At 70.7% G+C, this 13,525-nt stretch carries 12 protein-coding genes; 7 read left to right on the forward strand and 5 right to left on the reverse strand.

Annotated elements, in window-relative coordinates; all coding sequences use genetic code 11:
• Positions 1–146 precede the first annotated feature (146 nt).
• Both ACJ512_RS29245 and ACJ512_RS29250 read left to right on the forward strand, forming a co-directional pair.
• Positions 147–1,154, forward strand: coding sequence for a PirG (locus tag ACJ512_RS29245; protein ID WP_461479921.1), 1,008 nt, complete (start codon positions 147–149; stop codon positions 1,152–1,154).
• A gap of 137 nt (positions 1,155–1,291) precedes the next feature.
• A complete protein-coding gene (locus ACJ512_RS29250) occupies positions 1,292–2,947 on the forward strand; it encodes an N-acetylmuramoyl-L-alanine amidase (RefSeq protein WP_407687858.1) in 1,656 nt (551 codons plus the stop codon).
• Positions 2,948–2,950: 3 nt separating this feature from the next.
• Here ACJ512_RS29250 and ACJ512_RS29255 read toward each other — a convergent pair whose 3' ends face one another.
• The 4 genes from ACJ512_RS29255 to ACJ512_RS29270 are packed head-to-tail and all read right to left on the reverse strand — an operon-like array spanning position 2,951 to position 6,120.
• Positions 2,951–3,766 carry an HAD family hydrolase gene (locus ACJ512_RS29255; protein ID WP_407687857.1) on the reverse strand — a complete coding sequence of 272 codons (816 nt, stop codon included), beginning with the start codon at positions 3,764–3,766 and terminating at the stop codon, positions 2,951–2,953.
• 30 nt (positions 3,767–3,796) lie between these two features.
• The gene (locus ACJ512_RS29260; protein WP_407687856.1) at positions 3,797–4,582 is read right to left on the reverse strand and encodes a lysophospholipid acyltransferase family protein; all 786 of its coding nucleotides are present in this window, start codon (positions 4,580–4,582) and stop codon (positions 3,797–3,799) included.
• A 15-nt stretch (positions 4,583–4,597) separates the two neighbouring features.
• Positions 4,598–5,353: a lysophospholipid acyltransferase family protein gene (locus tag ACJ512_RS29265; protein ID WP_407687855.1), complete on the reverse strand. Its 756-nt coding sequence runs from the start codon at positions 5,351–5,353 to the stop codon at positions 4,598–4,600.
• Complete coding sequence (locus ACJ512_RS29270) at positions 5,353–6,120, reverse strand: lysophospholipid acyltransferase family protein (RefSeq protein ID WP_407687854.1); 768 nt, start codon at positions 6,118–6,120, stop codon at positions 5,353–5,355. Before ACJ512_RS29270 ends, ACJ512_RS29265 begins: the two co-directional genes overlap by 1 nt.
• 142 nt (positions 6,121–6,262) lie before the next feature.
• On the opposite strand from ACJ512_RS29270, the gene ACJ512_RS29275 reads away from it, so the two are divergent.
• Positions 6,263–7,813, forward strand: a complete 1,551-nt coding sequence (locus ACJ512_RS29275; protein WP_407687853.1) for a Rieske 2Fe-2S domain-containing protein — start codon at positions 6,263–6,265, stop codon at positions 7,811–7,813.
• Positions 7,810–8,154, forward strand: coding sequence for a hypothetical protein (locus ACJ512_RS29280; protein ID WP_407687852.1), 345 nt, complete (start codon positions 7,810–7,812; stop codon positions 8,152–8,154). The genes ACJ512_RS29275 and ACJ512_RS29280 overlap by 4 nt, the downstream gene beginning before the upstream one ends.
• On the opposite strand, the gene ACJ512_RS29285 is transcribed toward ACJ512_RS29280, so the two are convergent.
• Positions 8,138–9,568, reverse strand: a complete 1,431-nt coding sequence (locus ACJ512_RS29285) for a condensation domain-containing protein (RefSeq protein ID WP_407687851.1) — start codon at positions 9,566–9,568, stop codon at positions 8,138–8,140. The genes ACJ512_RS29280 and ACJ512_RS29285 overlap by 17 nt on opposite strands.
• Positions 9,569–9,690: 122 nt before the next feature.
• Here ACJ512_RS29285 and ACJ512_RS29290 point away from each other — a divergent pair, with 122 nt between their 5' ends.
• The 3 genes from ACJ512_RS29290 (at position 9,691) to ACJ512_RS29300 (ending at position 13,522) form a co-directional block, all read left to right on the forward strand.
• Positions 9,691–10,365 carry a GAP family protein gene (locus ACJ512_RS29290; RefSeq protein ID WP_407687850.1) on the forward strand — a complete coding sequence of 225 codons (675 nt, stop codon included), beginning with the start codon at positions 9,691–9,693 and terminating at the stop codon, positions 10,363–10,365.
• A gap of 1 nt (position 10,366) precedes the next feature.
• Positions 10,367–11,467, forward strand: a complete 1,101-nt coding sequence (locus ACJ512_RS29295; protein WP_407687860.1) for a PE-PPE domain-containing protein — start codon at positions 10,367–10,369, stop codon at positions 11,465–11,467.
• A gap of 180 nt (positions 11,468–11,647) precedes the next feature.
• Positions 11,648–13,522: a PPE family protein gene (locus ACJ512_RS29300; RefSeq protein WP_407687849.1), complete on the forward strand. Its 1,875-nt coding sequence runs from the start codon at positions 11,648–11,650 to the stop codon at positions 13,520–13,522.
• The last annotated feature ends 3 nt before the right edge of the window (positions 13,523–13,525 follow it).

Genomic DNA, 13,525 nt, shown 5'->3' on the forward strand with positions numbered 1-13,525 from the left:
AAGTCGCGATTGGCTCACGATTCAATATCACCACTCTGGTCACACCATTCTCACTCGTACCATCGATTCTGTGTGGGTCATGCCGGACCGAGAAATCCAAGGGCAGGACGCGCCGAACAACACATAGCTAGATTGAGGAGACTTCCGTGCCGAACCGACGCCGACGCAAGCTTTCGACAGCCATGAGCGCGGTCGCCGCCCTGGCAGTGGCGAGTCCTTGCGCATACTTCCTGGTCTTCGAGGCGACATCGGGCACCAAGCCGCCCGAGCACCACGAATTCAAGCAGGCCGCAATGATTTCCGACCTGCCCAACGAGTTGATGGGCGCGCTGTCGCAGGGGCTTTCCCAGTTCGGGATCAACATGCCTCCGGTGCCCGCGCTGACCGGGGGCGCCGGGGCCACGCCCGGCCTGGGGACTCCGGGCCTGACGAGCCCCGGCCTGGGAACGCCGGGCCTGGGAACGCCGGGCCTGGCGACCCCCGGCCTGACCAGCCCCGGCCTGGCGACCCCGGGCCTGACCAGCCCCGGCCTGACGCCCGCGGCGCCCGGGCTCGCGCCCGCCGCGGCGTTGCCGACGACCCCGGGGCTGCCCGGCGGGGGCCTGCCCGGCGGCGGGCTGACCACCCCCGGGCTGACCAGTCCCGTAGCCGGGCTCACCAGTCCCGCGGCCGGGCTCACCCCGGGCCTGAGCCCCGTCGGCGGTGCCGGCGAGGTGCCGATCAGCACGCCGGTCGGCCTGGACCCCGGCGTCGACGGGACCTACCCGATCCTCGGTGACCCCTCCACGCTGGGCGGCATGCCGGCCGGCGCCGGCAGCGGCGGCAGCGGCGGGCTGGTCAACGACGTGATGCAGGCCGCCAACCAGCTGGGCGCCAGCCAGGCCATCGACCTGATCAAGGGCATGGTTATGCCGGCGATCATGCAGCAGGTCCAGCAGAGCGGCGGTGCCCTGCCGGGCGCGGCCGGCGCCCTGCCCGGTGCCGCCGGTGCCCTGCCCGGCGCGGCCGGCGCCCTGCCCGGTGCCGCCGGTGCCCTGCCCGGCGTGGCCGGTGCCCTGCCGGGCGCGGCGGGTGCCGCCGGTGCCCTGCCGGGCGCGGCCGCCGGTGCCCTGCCCGCCGCGGCCGCGGCCGTCCCGGCGGCGCCTCCCGTCTAGGAGCCCGGAAAGTCCTGTCACCCGACGGCACCGCAGAGTTGTGTGGCTCTGCGGTGCCGTCGAACGTCCGGGCTTTCTGCGCCCGCACACCGTGTCGTCACATTAATAACAATAGGAACACACGTAACATCGGCCCCGTGTCGTCCCGCCGCGCGCCCACGATGTTGCTCAGCGCTTTCGCGGCGACCGTCGTCATCGTCGCGTCGGTGGCCGACGTGGTCCGCGCGCAGCACGCCGCGGCCCCGCCGCCGGCCCGCGAGACCCGGCTCGCCGAGCAGCCGCTGATCGGCCTCGGCGGCGGGGTCACGGTGCGCGAACTCACGCAGGACACCCCGTTCTCGCTGGTCGCGCTGACCGGCGACCTGGCGGGCAGCTCGACGCGCGTGCGCGCCAAGCGGCCCGACGGATCGTGGGGCCCGTGGTACCAGGCCGACTACCAGACCTCGGCTCCCGACCACCCGCCGGCGGACGGCGACGGTGCCACCGAGGGTCCCCGCAGCACCGATCCCGTGTTCGTCGGCACCACCACGACGGTGCAGATCGCGGTCACCCGCCCGATCGACGCGGCGGTGACCCGGGCGCCGGCGGCACCGAGCGTGCCCCCGGACCGCGGCCTGGGCTACAAACCGGCGTCCACGGAGCACAGCTTCGGGCAGAACATCTCCGCGGTCCTGATCTCCCCGCCGCAGGCGCCGGCGGAGAACCAGTGGGCGCCGCCGTCGGGGGTCCTGATGCCGGGCCAGGCGCCGCCGATCATCAGCCGGGCCGAGTGGGGCGCCGACGAGTCCCTGCGCTGCGGCGCCCCCCAGTACGACAACGGGGTTCGGGCCGCGGTCCTGCACCACACGGCCGGCAGCAACGACTACTCCCCGCTCGAGTCGGCCGGCATCGTCAAAGCCATCTACACCTACCACGCCAAGACGCTGGGCTGGTGCGACATCGCCTACAACGCGCTGGTCGACAAATACGGCCAGGTGTTCGAGGGCAGCGCCGGGGGCCTGACCAAGCCGGTCGAGGCCTTCCACACCGGTGGGTTCAACCGCAACACCTGGGGTGTGGCGATGATCGGCAACTTCGACGACGTGCCCCCGACGCCGATCCAGCTCCGCACCGTCGGCCGGCTGCTGGGCTGGCGCCTGGGCATGGACGGCGTGGACCCCAAGAGCACGGTCGCGCTCGAGTCGGCGGGCAGTCACTACACCACGTTCCCGGCGGGTGCGGTCGCCGACCTGCCCACCATCTTCACCCATCGCGACGTCGGCAACACCGACTGCCCGGGCAACGCCGCCTACGCGCTGATGGACGAGATCCGCGACATCGCATCGCATTTCTACGACCCGCCGGAGGAGCTGATCAAGGCGCTGGAGGGCGGCGCGATCTATGAGCACTGGCTCGAGATCGGCGGGATGAAGAGCGTGCTGGGGCCGCCGACGTCGCCGGAGGCCGACGGCGAGGGCGGCGCCCGCTTCGCCACGTTCGCCCGGGGCGCGATGTACTGGTCACCGGTGACCGGCCCCCAGCCCGTCACCGGCGCGATCTACGACGCCTGGGCCTCGCTGAGCTACGAGCGGGGGCCGCTGGGGCTGCCGACGAGCGCCGAAATCCAGGAGCCCCTGCGGATCACGCAGAACTTCGCGCACGGAACCCTGAACTTCGAGCGGCTCACCGGAAACGTCTCCGAGGTCGTCGACGGCATCACCACGCCGCTGTCGAGCCCGTCCTCGACCCAGTCCCCGAGCGGGCCGGAGGTGCCGCCCGAACACTTCTCGCTGCCGGCCCACCCGCCCGTCTAGCCGTCAGAGCCACCAGCGTTCCAGCACCCGACCCACGCCGTCGTCGCTGTTGGGTGCGGTGATCTCGTCGGCGGCGGCAAGCACCTCGGGATGGGCGTTGCCCATCGCCACGCCATGACCGGCCCACCGCAACAGGGGCAGGTCGTTGGGCATGTCGCCGAACGCCAGCACCTCGCCGCTGACGATCTCCGACGCCCTGGCGAGCTCCTCGACGCCGGTGGCCTTGCTGATTCCCAGCGGCATGATCTCCACCAGGCCGTTGTCGGTGGAGTAGGTGATGTCGCCCTCGATGCCGACGTGCCTGGCCAGGGCGGCGGCCATGTCGGCGCTGCGGGCACCGGCGCGGCGGATCAGCAACTTGATCGCCGGGGCGCTGAGCAGGTCCTCGATCGACACCTCGGTGTTGTCCGGATTCAGCCACGCGTGCTCGTACCCCGGCGAGCTGATGAACTGCGGGGTGGCCGTGTCGTGGGCGCGTTCCCCGATCCGCTCGACGGCCAGCCCGGCGCCGGGGAGCACCCGGGTGGCGAGCTCGGCCAGCTCGGCGAGGGTGTCGACGCCGAGCGTGCGCGCCGACACCACCCGGTCGCTGCCCGGGTCGTAGATGACGGAACCGTTGGCGCACACCGCCATCGGCGCGAATCCCAGCTCGTCGACGACCGGGCGTATCCAGCGCGGCGGGCGGCCGGTCGCCAGCACGAACTGCGCGCCGCCGGCGACCGCGGCCCGCACCGCGTCGCGGGTGCGGGGCCTGATGGTCTCGTCGTCGTCGAACAGGGTGCCGTCGACGTCACAGGCGATGAGCGCCGGCAGTGTCATTGTTGGGTCACCGGGACGATCCGCCCGCCGTCAGTGGATGCCGTCTTGCGCGCGCCCCGGTGGCGTCACGCCGTCGTGCCCGTACCTCTGCGCCCGAGCCAGCAGCTCGGCCGCCCGCATGGCCCGGGAGTCGTCCTGGGTGGGCGCGCCCCCGCCCAGCCGGCGCGGCACCCAGAATTCGCCCGCCGGGTGCGGGTACTCCTCCTGAACCCGGTACAGCAGCGCGTTCATCGCCTGCCGCAACGCCGCGTTGAGCTGCTCGGCGTCCCCGTGCGGCGGCAGCGGCGCGCCGGCCGCCACGGTGACCGGGACCCTGTTGCGGATCAACTTCTTGCGATGATCCTTGGGCCAGATCCGGTGGGCCCCCCAGACGATCAGCGGGACGATCGGCACCCGGGCCTCCAGCGCCATCCGGGCCGCGCCGGTCTTGAAGGCCCGCAGCTCGTAGCTGCGGCTGATGGTGGCCTCGGGGTGCACGCCGACCAGTTCGCCCTCGCGCAGGCACCGGACGGCCGCCGCGTAGGCGTCGTGCCCGTCGCGGCGGTCCACCGGAATGAGCCGGGCGTGCCGGATGACGTAGTCGACCGCCTTCACGTCGGCCATCTCGGCCTTGATCAGGAAGCGCAGGCGCCGCCTGCGACGGTGGGCGGCCAGCGACGCGGGCAGCCAGTCCAGGTAGCTGGTGTGGTTGAGGGCGACCAGCGCCCCGCCCCGCGCCGGGATGTGCTCCAGCCCCTGATAGGTGATCTTCGTCCCGTTCATCGCCACGACGGGCGGGACGATCGTCTCCGCGAAACGAAAAAACGGTTCGGCCATCTGTTTCTCCCCCTGTTATCGCCTCTGACCGGGCGAACGACCCTCGGCCCGGGCGGCCGCCTCGGCGGCCTCGATCCGGGCCGCCTCGGCCGGGGTCGGCGCGCCGCCGCCCAGCCGGTGCGGCACCCAGTGCGCCCCGGGCTCGTGCGGGTAGCGCTCCTGGGCCTGATGCAGCAGCTTAGTCATCGCCGCGCGCAGCGCCGCACCCGTCTCGGCGACGTCGGCGTCCGCCCGCAGCGGTGCACCGACCCGCACGTCGACGGGCACGTGGTTGCGGCCCAGCTGGCGCGGCCGGTCCTTGGTCCAGATCCGCTGCGCCCCCCAGACGATGACCGGCACGATCGGCACCTTGGCCTCCCCGGCCATGCGGGCCGCGCCGGTCTTGAACTCCTTGAGCTCGAAGCTACGGCTGATGGTGGCCTCCGGATACACCCCGACCAGCTCGCCCTCGCGGAGCCGCTGCACGGCGACCGCGTAGGCGCCCGCCCCCGCGTGCCGGTCCACCGGGATGGTCCGGGTGCGCTTGATCAGGAAGTTCACCACCTTCACGTCCTGCATCTCGGCTTTGATCATGAACCTCAGCCGGCGGCCGCGCCGGTGCACGGCCAGCGCGGCGGGCAGGAAGTCGACGTAGCTGGTGTGGTTGACGGACACCACGGCCCCGCCCCGATCCGGGATGTTCTCCTCGCCGCTGTAGGTGATGCGGGTGCCGGTGGCCAGGACCATCAGCTGGGCCAGGATCTCCAGGCTGCGGAACGTCGGCTCCGCCATCAGTCCGGACCAGCCGCGTCCCCGGCGCGGCGCGGCGCCCTCGCCGCCGCCTCCTCGGCGTCCATCCGGGCCGCCTCGGCCAGCGACGGGGCGCTGCCACCCAGCCGGCGCGGCACCCAGAACTCACCGGCCGGGTGGGGTCCGTACTCCTCCTGCGCCCGCTCCAGCAGGTGCTGCATGCGCGAGTGCAACAGGCCGTTCAGCTCCGCCAAGCCCAGCGTCGGCTCGATCGGTTCGCCGACGAGCACCGTGATCGGCACCTTGGGGCGCCACAGCTTCTTGGGATGGCCCTTGGTCCAGATCCGCTGCGCACCCCAGACGATGTGGGGGACGATCGGCACCCCGGCCTCGACCGCCATCCGCGCGGCCCCCGTCTTGAACTCCTTGATCTCGAAGCTGCGGCTGATGGTGGCCTCGGGATAGACGCCGACCAGCTCGCCGTCCTTGAGGTTCCGCACGGCGGCCTCGTAGGAGGCGGCGCCCTGCTGCCGATCCACCGGGATGTGCCGCAGGCTGCGCATGATCGGCCCGGTGATCGAGTGGTCGAAGACCTCTTGCTTGGCCATGAAACGCACTTTGCGGCCCAGCCCCTGCCGGTAGGCGGGCAGGCCCGCGAACGTGAAGTCGAGGTAGCTGGTGTGGTTGATCGCCACGACGGCGCCGCCGCTGGCGGGCAGGTTCTCGATACCCGTGACGGTGATGGTCAGTCCCTGGAGCCGCCACACCAGGCGGGCAAGCTGGATGACAGTCCCGTATGCCGGTTCCACAGCGTTCCAGCCTAGTGCGCCCGGCTGTGTGCCGCCCGAAGCGCCAGGAAGAGCCCCGCGATTGTGGCGGGCCGAAGATGCCGCCGCGCGCTAAGCTCGGGGGCTGACGAGCCGTACCCTCAACCACCGCCGAAGGGGATTTGTGCAGGTCACCAGCGTCGGCCACGCCGGGTTTCTGATCCGGACCCAAGCGGGCAGCATCCTGTGCGACCCGTGGGTCAACCCCGCCTACTTCGCCTCGTGGTTCCCGTTCCCGGACAACAGCACGCTGGACTGGGACGCGCTCGGCGACTGCGACTACCTGTACGTCTCGCACCTGCACAAGGACCACTTCGACGCCCGGAACCTGCGGGAGCACGTCAACAAGGACGCGGTGGTGCTGTTGCCGGACTTCCCGGTCCCCGACCTGCGCAACGAGTTGGAGAAGCTGGGCTTTCACCGGTTCTTCGAGACCGCCGACTCCGTCAAGCACCGGGTCGGCGGCCCCAAGGGCGACCTCGACGTCATGGTCATCGCCCTGCGGGCTCCCGCCGACGGCCCGATCGGCGACTCGGCGCTGGTGGTTTCCGACGGCACCACAACGGTTTTCAACATGAACGACGCGCGTCCGATCGACTTGGACGTGCTGGCAAGCGAATTCGGCCACGTCGACGTGCACATGCTGCAGTACTCCGGGGCGATCTGGTACCCGATGGTCTACGACATGCCGGCGCGGGCCAAGGAGTCGTTCGCCGTCCAGAAGCGGCAGCGGGGGATGGACCGGGCGCGCCAGTACATCGCCCAGGTCGGTGCGACGTGGGTGGTGCCGTCGGCGGGGCCGCCCTGCTTCCTCGACCCCGAGTTGCGCCACCTCAACGACGACGGCCGCGACCCGGCCAACATCTTCCCCGACCAGATGGTGTTCCTGGAGCAGATGCGCATCAACGGGCACGACCGCGGCCTGCTGATGATCCCCGGTTCGACCGCCGACTTCTCCGGCGCGACGCTCGAATCGCTGCGCCATCCGCTGCCCGACGACCAACTCGAGGCGATCTTCACCACCGGCAAGGCGGACTACATCGCCGACTACGCCGAACGGATGGCGCCCGTCATCGCCGCGGAGCGGGCGGGCTGGGCGCCCGCCGTCGGCGAGCCCCTGCTGGAGCCGCTGCGGGCACTGTTCGAGCCGATCATGCTGGCCAGCGACGAGATCTGCGACGGCATCGGCTATCCCGTCGAGTTGGCGATAGGCTCCGAGACGGTGATCCTGGACTTCCCCAAACGAACTGTGCGCGAAAGGATCCCCCACGAACGGGTGCGCTACGGCTTCACGCTGGCGCCCGAATTGGTGCGCACCGTGCTGCGCGACCGGGAGCCGGACTGGGTCAACACCATCTTCTTGTCGACCCGCTTCACGGCCTGGCGGATCGGTGGCTACAACGAATACCTGTACACGTTCTTCAAGTGCCTGACCGACGAACGGATCGCCTACGCCGACGGATGGTTCGCCGAGACGCACGACGACTCCGCGTCGGTCACGATGGAGGGCTGGCAGGTGCAGCGCCGTTGCCCACACCTCAAGGCCGACCTCTCCAAATTCGGTGTGGTGGAAGGTAACACGTTGACCTGCAACCTGCACGGATGGCAATGGCGGTTGGAGGACGGCCACTGCCTGACCGCCCGGGGACATCAGCTGCGGAGCTCCCGGGCGTGACCCGGCCCCACGGCCAGTCCTACGACGACGGCCTGGTCCAGCTGGACCGGGCGGCGATCACCCTGCGCCGCTACCACTTTCCGTCCGGCACGTCCAAGGTCATCGCACTGGACAGCGTCCGCGGGTACAAGACCGAACGCCTGGGCCTGTTCGCCCAGCGGTTCCGCATCTGGGGCAGCTCCGACTTCCGCCGCTGGCTACCCCTGGACATCCGCCGCCCGTTCAAGTCGCTGCTGGTCACGCTCGACGTGCCCGGGACCTGGCCCAGCCCGGCGTGCACGCCGGAGCGCCCGGCCGAGTTCCTCGCGCTGCTCGACGAGTTGATCAGCCGGCGCGGTTAGCGGCCGGGCGCGAACCCGCCAGGCTCCGGCCGTGCCCGCCGTCGACGACGCGCGCGTACACCGATTTTATCGCCGCGAGGTAGCGGTCGACGGATTCGGCGGCGACCGGATTGCCCGGGAACAACACCGTCACCGTCGTCTCCTGCTGAAAGCGGTTGACCCACATCGAGACCTGATGGGAGACCCGGCCCTCGTCGTAGATCCGGAAGTTCAGGTCCGAATTGGCGACGGACGACAGCGGGGCGATGCTGGCATCCAGGAACGACATCACGAAATTGCCGGGCCGGGGCCTGCTCAGGCCCATCGCGGGCGGCGCCAGCTCCACCACGCGGTCGAACGGCACGGTCGCCAACTCCAGGCCCGCGTCGAAGCAGGCCTGTGCCGCACGGGCGGCGTCGGCGAACAGCGCCGCGTCCGCGGGGACGGTGACCGGTACCAGCCCGGTGAACCAGCCCGTCGTCACCAATTCCACTGCGGTCCTGCGAGTGTCGGTCGTGGTCACCACAGAGAACGGCTGGGCGCCGGTGAGCTCGCGCTGCGTCAGCGCGGCGCAGGCGAAAACCCCGCCGCTGAAGCGGGCGCCCGCCGCGACGCAGGCCGCCTCGAACCGCTCCGACTGCCGTTCGTCCATCAGCGTTTCCGTGACCAGCTTGCCCGCGTAGGGCACCGACAGGTCCCCCAGCGGCAACGGGTAGTGCGGGAGGGTCCCGCCGTTGTCGGCGGCGAACCGCAGCCACCCGCGGACCCGGGGGGACTCCGCGGTCAGCGCGGACGCGTCCCGGTGCTGGCGCAGACAGTAGTCGGTGTACCGGCCGGCCTCGGGCAGCGTGACGGGCGGGTCGCCGCCCACCAACGCGCCGTACATCGCATGGATCTCGGTGAACAGGACGCCGATGATCATCGGGTCGACGCACAGGTGGCCGATGCTCGTATAGAAGGTGAAGTGGTTGGCGCCCTGCACGATTCCGAACACGAAGCAGTCCCACTGCAACGGGTCCGGCGCACTGATGTGGTGCCGCAGATCCGCCGGCGTCATCTCCGGATGCTCGACCGGGACGAATTCGATGTCGGCGGGATCGGCGATGGTGTGCCGCACGATGCGTCCGGAATCCTGGCATTCGAACCAGCTGTGGTAGGTATCGTGGCGGCGCAGGTGGGCGTTGACCGCGAAATTCATCGCCCGCACGTCGCACCGGCCGGCCACGTCCCAGGTGAAGATCATCAGGCGCGACATGTCGAGGCCCCGGGCCACGTGGTCGCGGTAGCGGCGCAGATGCTGGGCCTGCTGGAAGCTCGGGGGCACCGCGCTCACCGGGGCCTGCCGGGCGCTGTCCCTCGCCGCCGGTGACGCGTGCCAGCACACGACCGGGCCCGGCCCGGGCGTCCAGTCCTGGAGTGTCGTTATGCCGAACACTTCGCCCCCCTTCCGCCGCCGCCCCCGGGCGCCCGAGGTTGTGACCTTACCCGGGGGACCCCGGCCGTCCCACCGCGAGTTTTCCGCCCGGGAGCCGGACCTTTGCAGTACGGTTCTGCACCATGTGGTCCACCGTGCTCTTGCTGGGGCTCTCGGTGGTCCTCGAACCGATACGCATCGGCTTGGTGGTCCTCATGCTGCACCGGCGGCGCCCGATGCTGCAACTGCTCGTATTCCTTTGCGGCGGTTTGACAATGGGCGTCGGCGTGGGCCTGGTCCTGCTCTTCCTCCTCGGCGCCACCCCGCTGGCCGGGCACCTCACCGTCGCCGGGGTGCAGATCTCGACCGGGTTGACCGCACTGCTCGTCGCCGTGGTGCTGACCACCGGCGTCTCGGCCAGGGTCGGGCGCCGGGTCCCGGCCGACGCGCCGCCGGGCCGCTCCGGGCGCCTGTCCGCGAATGCGCGACGGCTGCTGCAGGGCGATTCGCTCTGTGTCGCCGCGGTCGCCGGGCTGGGGGCCGCGTTGCCGTCCGCCAACTACCTGGGGGCGATGGCGGCAATCCTCGCCGCCGGTGTCGCGCCGGCGGCGCAGGCCGGGGCCCTGCTCACGTTCAACGCCGCGGCGTTCGCGATGGCCGAGATCCCGCTGGTGAGTTACGTGGTGGCGCCACAGGCGACGCGCGCCGCCACGGCGGCGCTGCGGGACTGGCTGCGGACCCGCACGCAGCGGGGTACCGGTTTCATGGTGGGGGCGGGCGGTTGCCTCATGCTCACACTGGGATTGAGCAGGCTCTGAGATCGATGAATTCGCATGGGGGGCGCCCGTGAACAGACTGCTGGCCGGGGCGGTGGCGGTGGGACTGACGGCGTGGGCGGCACCGCTCGGGGACGGTGTCGCATCCGCCGACACCGCCTTGATCGTGCCCGGCACCGCGCCGTCCCCGTACCAGCCGCTGCGGTCGCTGTACCACTTCGATCCCGCGACCCAGCCCGAGATCGGCGCCAAGTACTACGGCCCCGACGCCACGCGGCGCGTCATCCCCTATCCGGGTAGCTTCTGGCCGGTGACCGGCCTGCAGTCGCCGACCGTCGGCAGTTCCGTGGCCACCGGGGCCGCCAACCTCGACGCGGCCATCCGTGGCACCGGGGGCCCCATCTCGGTGGCCGGGCTCTCGCAGGGCGCCCTGGCCCTCGACCGCGAACAGGCCCGGCTCGCCGACGACCTGACGGCACCGCCGCCGGATCAGCTGAGGTTCATCAAGGCCGGCGACCCCGACAACCTGCTGTCCCGGGCGTTCAGGCCGGGAACCCACGTCCCCGTCATCGACTACACCGTTCCGGCCCCGGTGGAAAGCCAGTACGACACGGTCAACGTCGTCGGCCAGTACGACATCTTCTCCGACCCGCCCCACCACGTGGGCAACCTGCTCGCCGATCTCAACGCGATCACCGCGGGCGGCTACTACGGCCACAGCGCCACCGCGTTCTCCGACCCCGCCCGGGTGGCGCCGTGGGACATCACCACCACGACCAACAGCCGGGGCGCCACCACGACGACCTACTTCATCCGCGGCGGGCAGCTTCCCCTGGTGCGGGCGCTCGTGGACATGGCCGGCCTGCCCCCCGAAGCGGCCGGAACACTCGACGCGGTGCTGCGCCCCATGATCGACCGGGCCTACGCCCCGGGGCCGGCGCCCTCGGTGAACCCGGGCCGGCTGCTGGACGCGCTCGGCCACGCCCCCGCCGTAGCGCCCTCGGTCAGCATCCCGGTCTCGGGCACCACCACCGGCATCGGCGCCGCCACCGCCGTGACGAATGCCCTGAGGGGCGCCCACGCGCTCAAGGGCGCCCGGGGCGTGTTGGGCAAGATCAGGGCCCTGCTACCCGGGCGTAAGTGATCTCGGGCGGTGCGGCGATCCGGTAAATGCCAAGGGCTTGACCGAGTTTGGTGAAAATGCGCATTCTGACGACAAAGGCTTCCCGCCTTCCGTAGGCTCTGTTCGCGGTCGCCGGGGATGGCCGGGCAGCCAACATTTGGGACCGGGTGAGCGGGGCCCGGTGGGGGAAGGATCGGCGTGATGAACTATTCGGTGTTGCCACCCGAGGTCAACTCGTTGCGGATGTTCACGGGCGCGGGGCCGGGCCCGATGCTGGCCGCGGCGGCGGCCTGGGATGGGCTGAGCGCCGAACTCGGTTCGGCCGCATCGTCTTTCGGCTCGGTGATCTCGTCGCTGACCGGCCAGGCGTGGCAGGGCCCGGCGGCGGCGGCGATGACCGCCGCGGCCGCACCGCTGGCCGGCTGGTTGAACACCGCCGGGGTGCACGTCGCGCACGCGGCGCAACAGATGCGGGCCACGGCGGCGGCCTTCGAGGCCGCGCAGACGGCCACGGTGCATCCGGTGCTGGTGGGCGTGAACAGGGAGCAGTTGGTCTCGCTGGTGTCGTCGAACCTGTTCGGGCAGAACGCCCCGGCGATCGCGGCCACCGAGGCCGAATACGAGCAGATGTGGGCCCAGGATGTGAGCGCCATGTTCGGCTATCACGCCGGGGCCTCGGCGGCCGCCTCCCCGCTGACGCCGATCATCCAGGAGTTGCAGAGCCTGGCCAGCAACATCGGCTACGGGAACGCCGGCATCGCGAACCTGGGCGGCGGCAACACCGGCAGCGGGAACGGGGGCGGCGGAAACACCGGCAACCTCAACCTCGGCAACGGCAACACCGGCAACTACAACATGGGCAGCGGCAACATCGGGAACACCAACCTCGGCAGCGGCAACATCGGCACCCTCAACTACGGCAAGGGCAACGTCGGCAGCTACAACATCGGCGGCGGAGACGTCGGCAGCCTCAACGTGGGTAACGGGAACCTCGGCTCCGGGAACTTCGGCAACGCCAACCTCGGCAACTCCAACATGGGCGAGGGCAACATCGGCAACACCAACGTCGGGTTCGGCAACATCGGCACCCTCAACGTGGGCATGGGCAATCAGGGCAACACCAACATCGGCTACGGGAACAACGGCGACGACAACTTCGGCTCCGCGATCGTCGGGAACAACGACGTCGGCCTGGGCATCACGGGCAGCCACGACTTCGGCCTCGGCCTCACCGGCAACAACGAGGTCGGCATGGGCAGCCTGTACTTCAACACCAGCACCGGCACGGTCCACCTCGGCGATCCGTTCAACTCCGGCACCGGGGACATCGGCCTGTTCAACTCCGGCAACAACGACGTCGGCTTCTTCAACTCCGGCAACAACGACGTCGGCTTCCTGAACTCCGGGAACACCGACCACGGCTTCTGGAACTCGGGCACCGGGAGCCTCGGCTTCGGCAACGGGGGCAGCTTCGACACGGGCTTCGGCAACTCCGGCAGCTACGACCAGGGCTACTCCAACTCCGGGCTCGCCGATGTCGGCTCGGCCAACTCGGGCATCCAGGACGTCGGCCTGTGGAACGGTGGCAACCACAACGTGGGCCTGGACAACGGCGGCAACTACAACGTCGGCCCGTTCAACGGCGGCAACCACAACATCGGCGTCGAGAGCTCCGGCACCGGGAACATCGGCGCCGGCGACTCGGGCAACATGAACACCGGCTTCGGGAACTCGGGCAGCACCAACACCGGCTTCTACGACTCGGGCAGCACCAACACCGGGGTCTGGGACTCGGGCAGCGCCAACACCGGGCTGGGGTTGGTGACCAGCAGCGGGAACGCGAGCTCCGGCTACGGCAACACCGGCACCGGGACCTCCGGCTGGGGGAACACCGGCGACGGCACCTCCGGCTGGTACAACATGGGCAGCGGGGACAGCGGCTACGGGAACGTCGGCGGCGGCCAGATCGGCTTCCAGAACACCGGTTCGGGCAACACCGGCTTCGTCAACTCCGGCACCGGCAACGTGGGCTACAACAACACGGGCACGTCCCAGGTCGGCCTGAACTTCTTCTGATCT

The organism is Mycobacterium cajalii (assembly GCF_045809005.2).
Lineage (GTDB): Bacteria > Actinomycetota > Actinomycetes > Mycobacteriales > Mycobacteriaceae > Mycobacterium.

Bases quoted from the DNA above. Each gene is read 5' to 3' on its own strand.
- ACJ512_RS29255 (WP_407687857.1), bottom strand. From the start codon at position 3,766: ATGACACTGCCGGCGCTCATCGCCTGTGACGTCGACGGCACCCTGTTC.
- ACJ512_RS29260 (WP_407687856.1), bottom strand. From the start codon at position 4,582: ATGGCCGAACCGTTTTTTCGTTTCGCGGAGACGATCGTCCCGCCCGTC.
- ACJ512_RS29265 (WP_407687855.1), bottom strand. From the start codon at position 5,353: ATGGCGGAGCCGACGTTCCGCAGCCTGGAGATCCTGGCCCAGCTGATG.
- ACJ512_RS29290 (WP_407687850.1), top strand. From the start codon at position 9,691: ATGTGGTCCACCGTGCTCTTGCTGGGGCTCTCGGTGGTCCTCGAACCG.
- ACJ512_RS29300 (WP_407687849.1), top strand. From the start codon at position 11,648: ATGAACTATTCGGTGTTGCCACCCGAGGTCAACTCGTTGCGGATGTTC.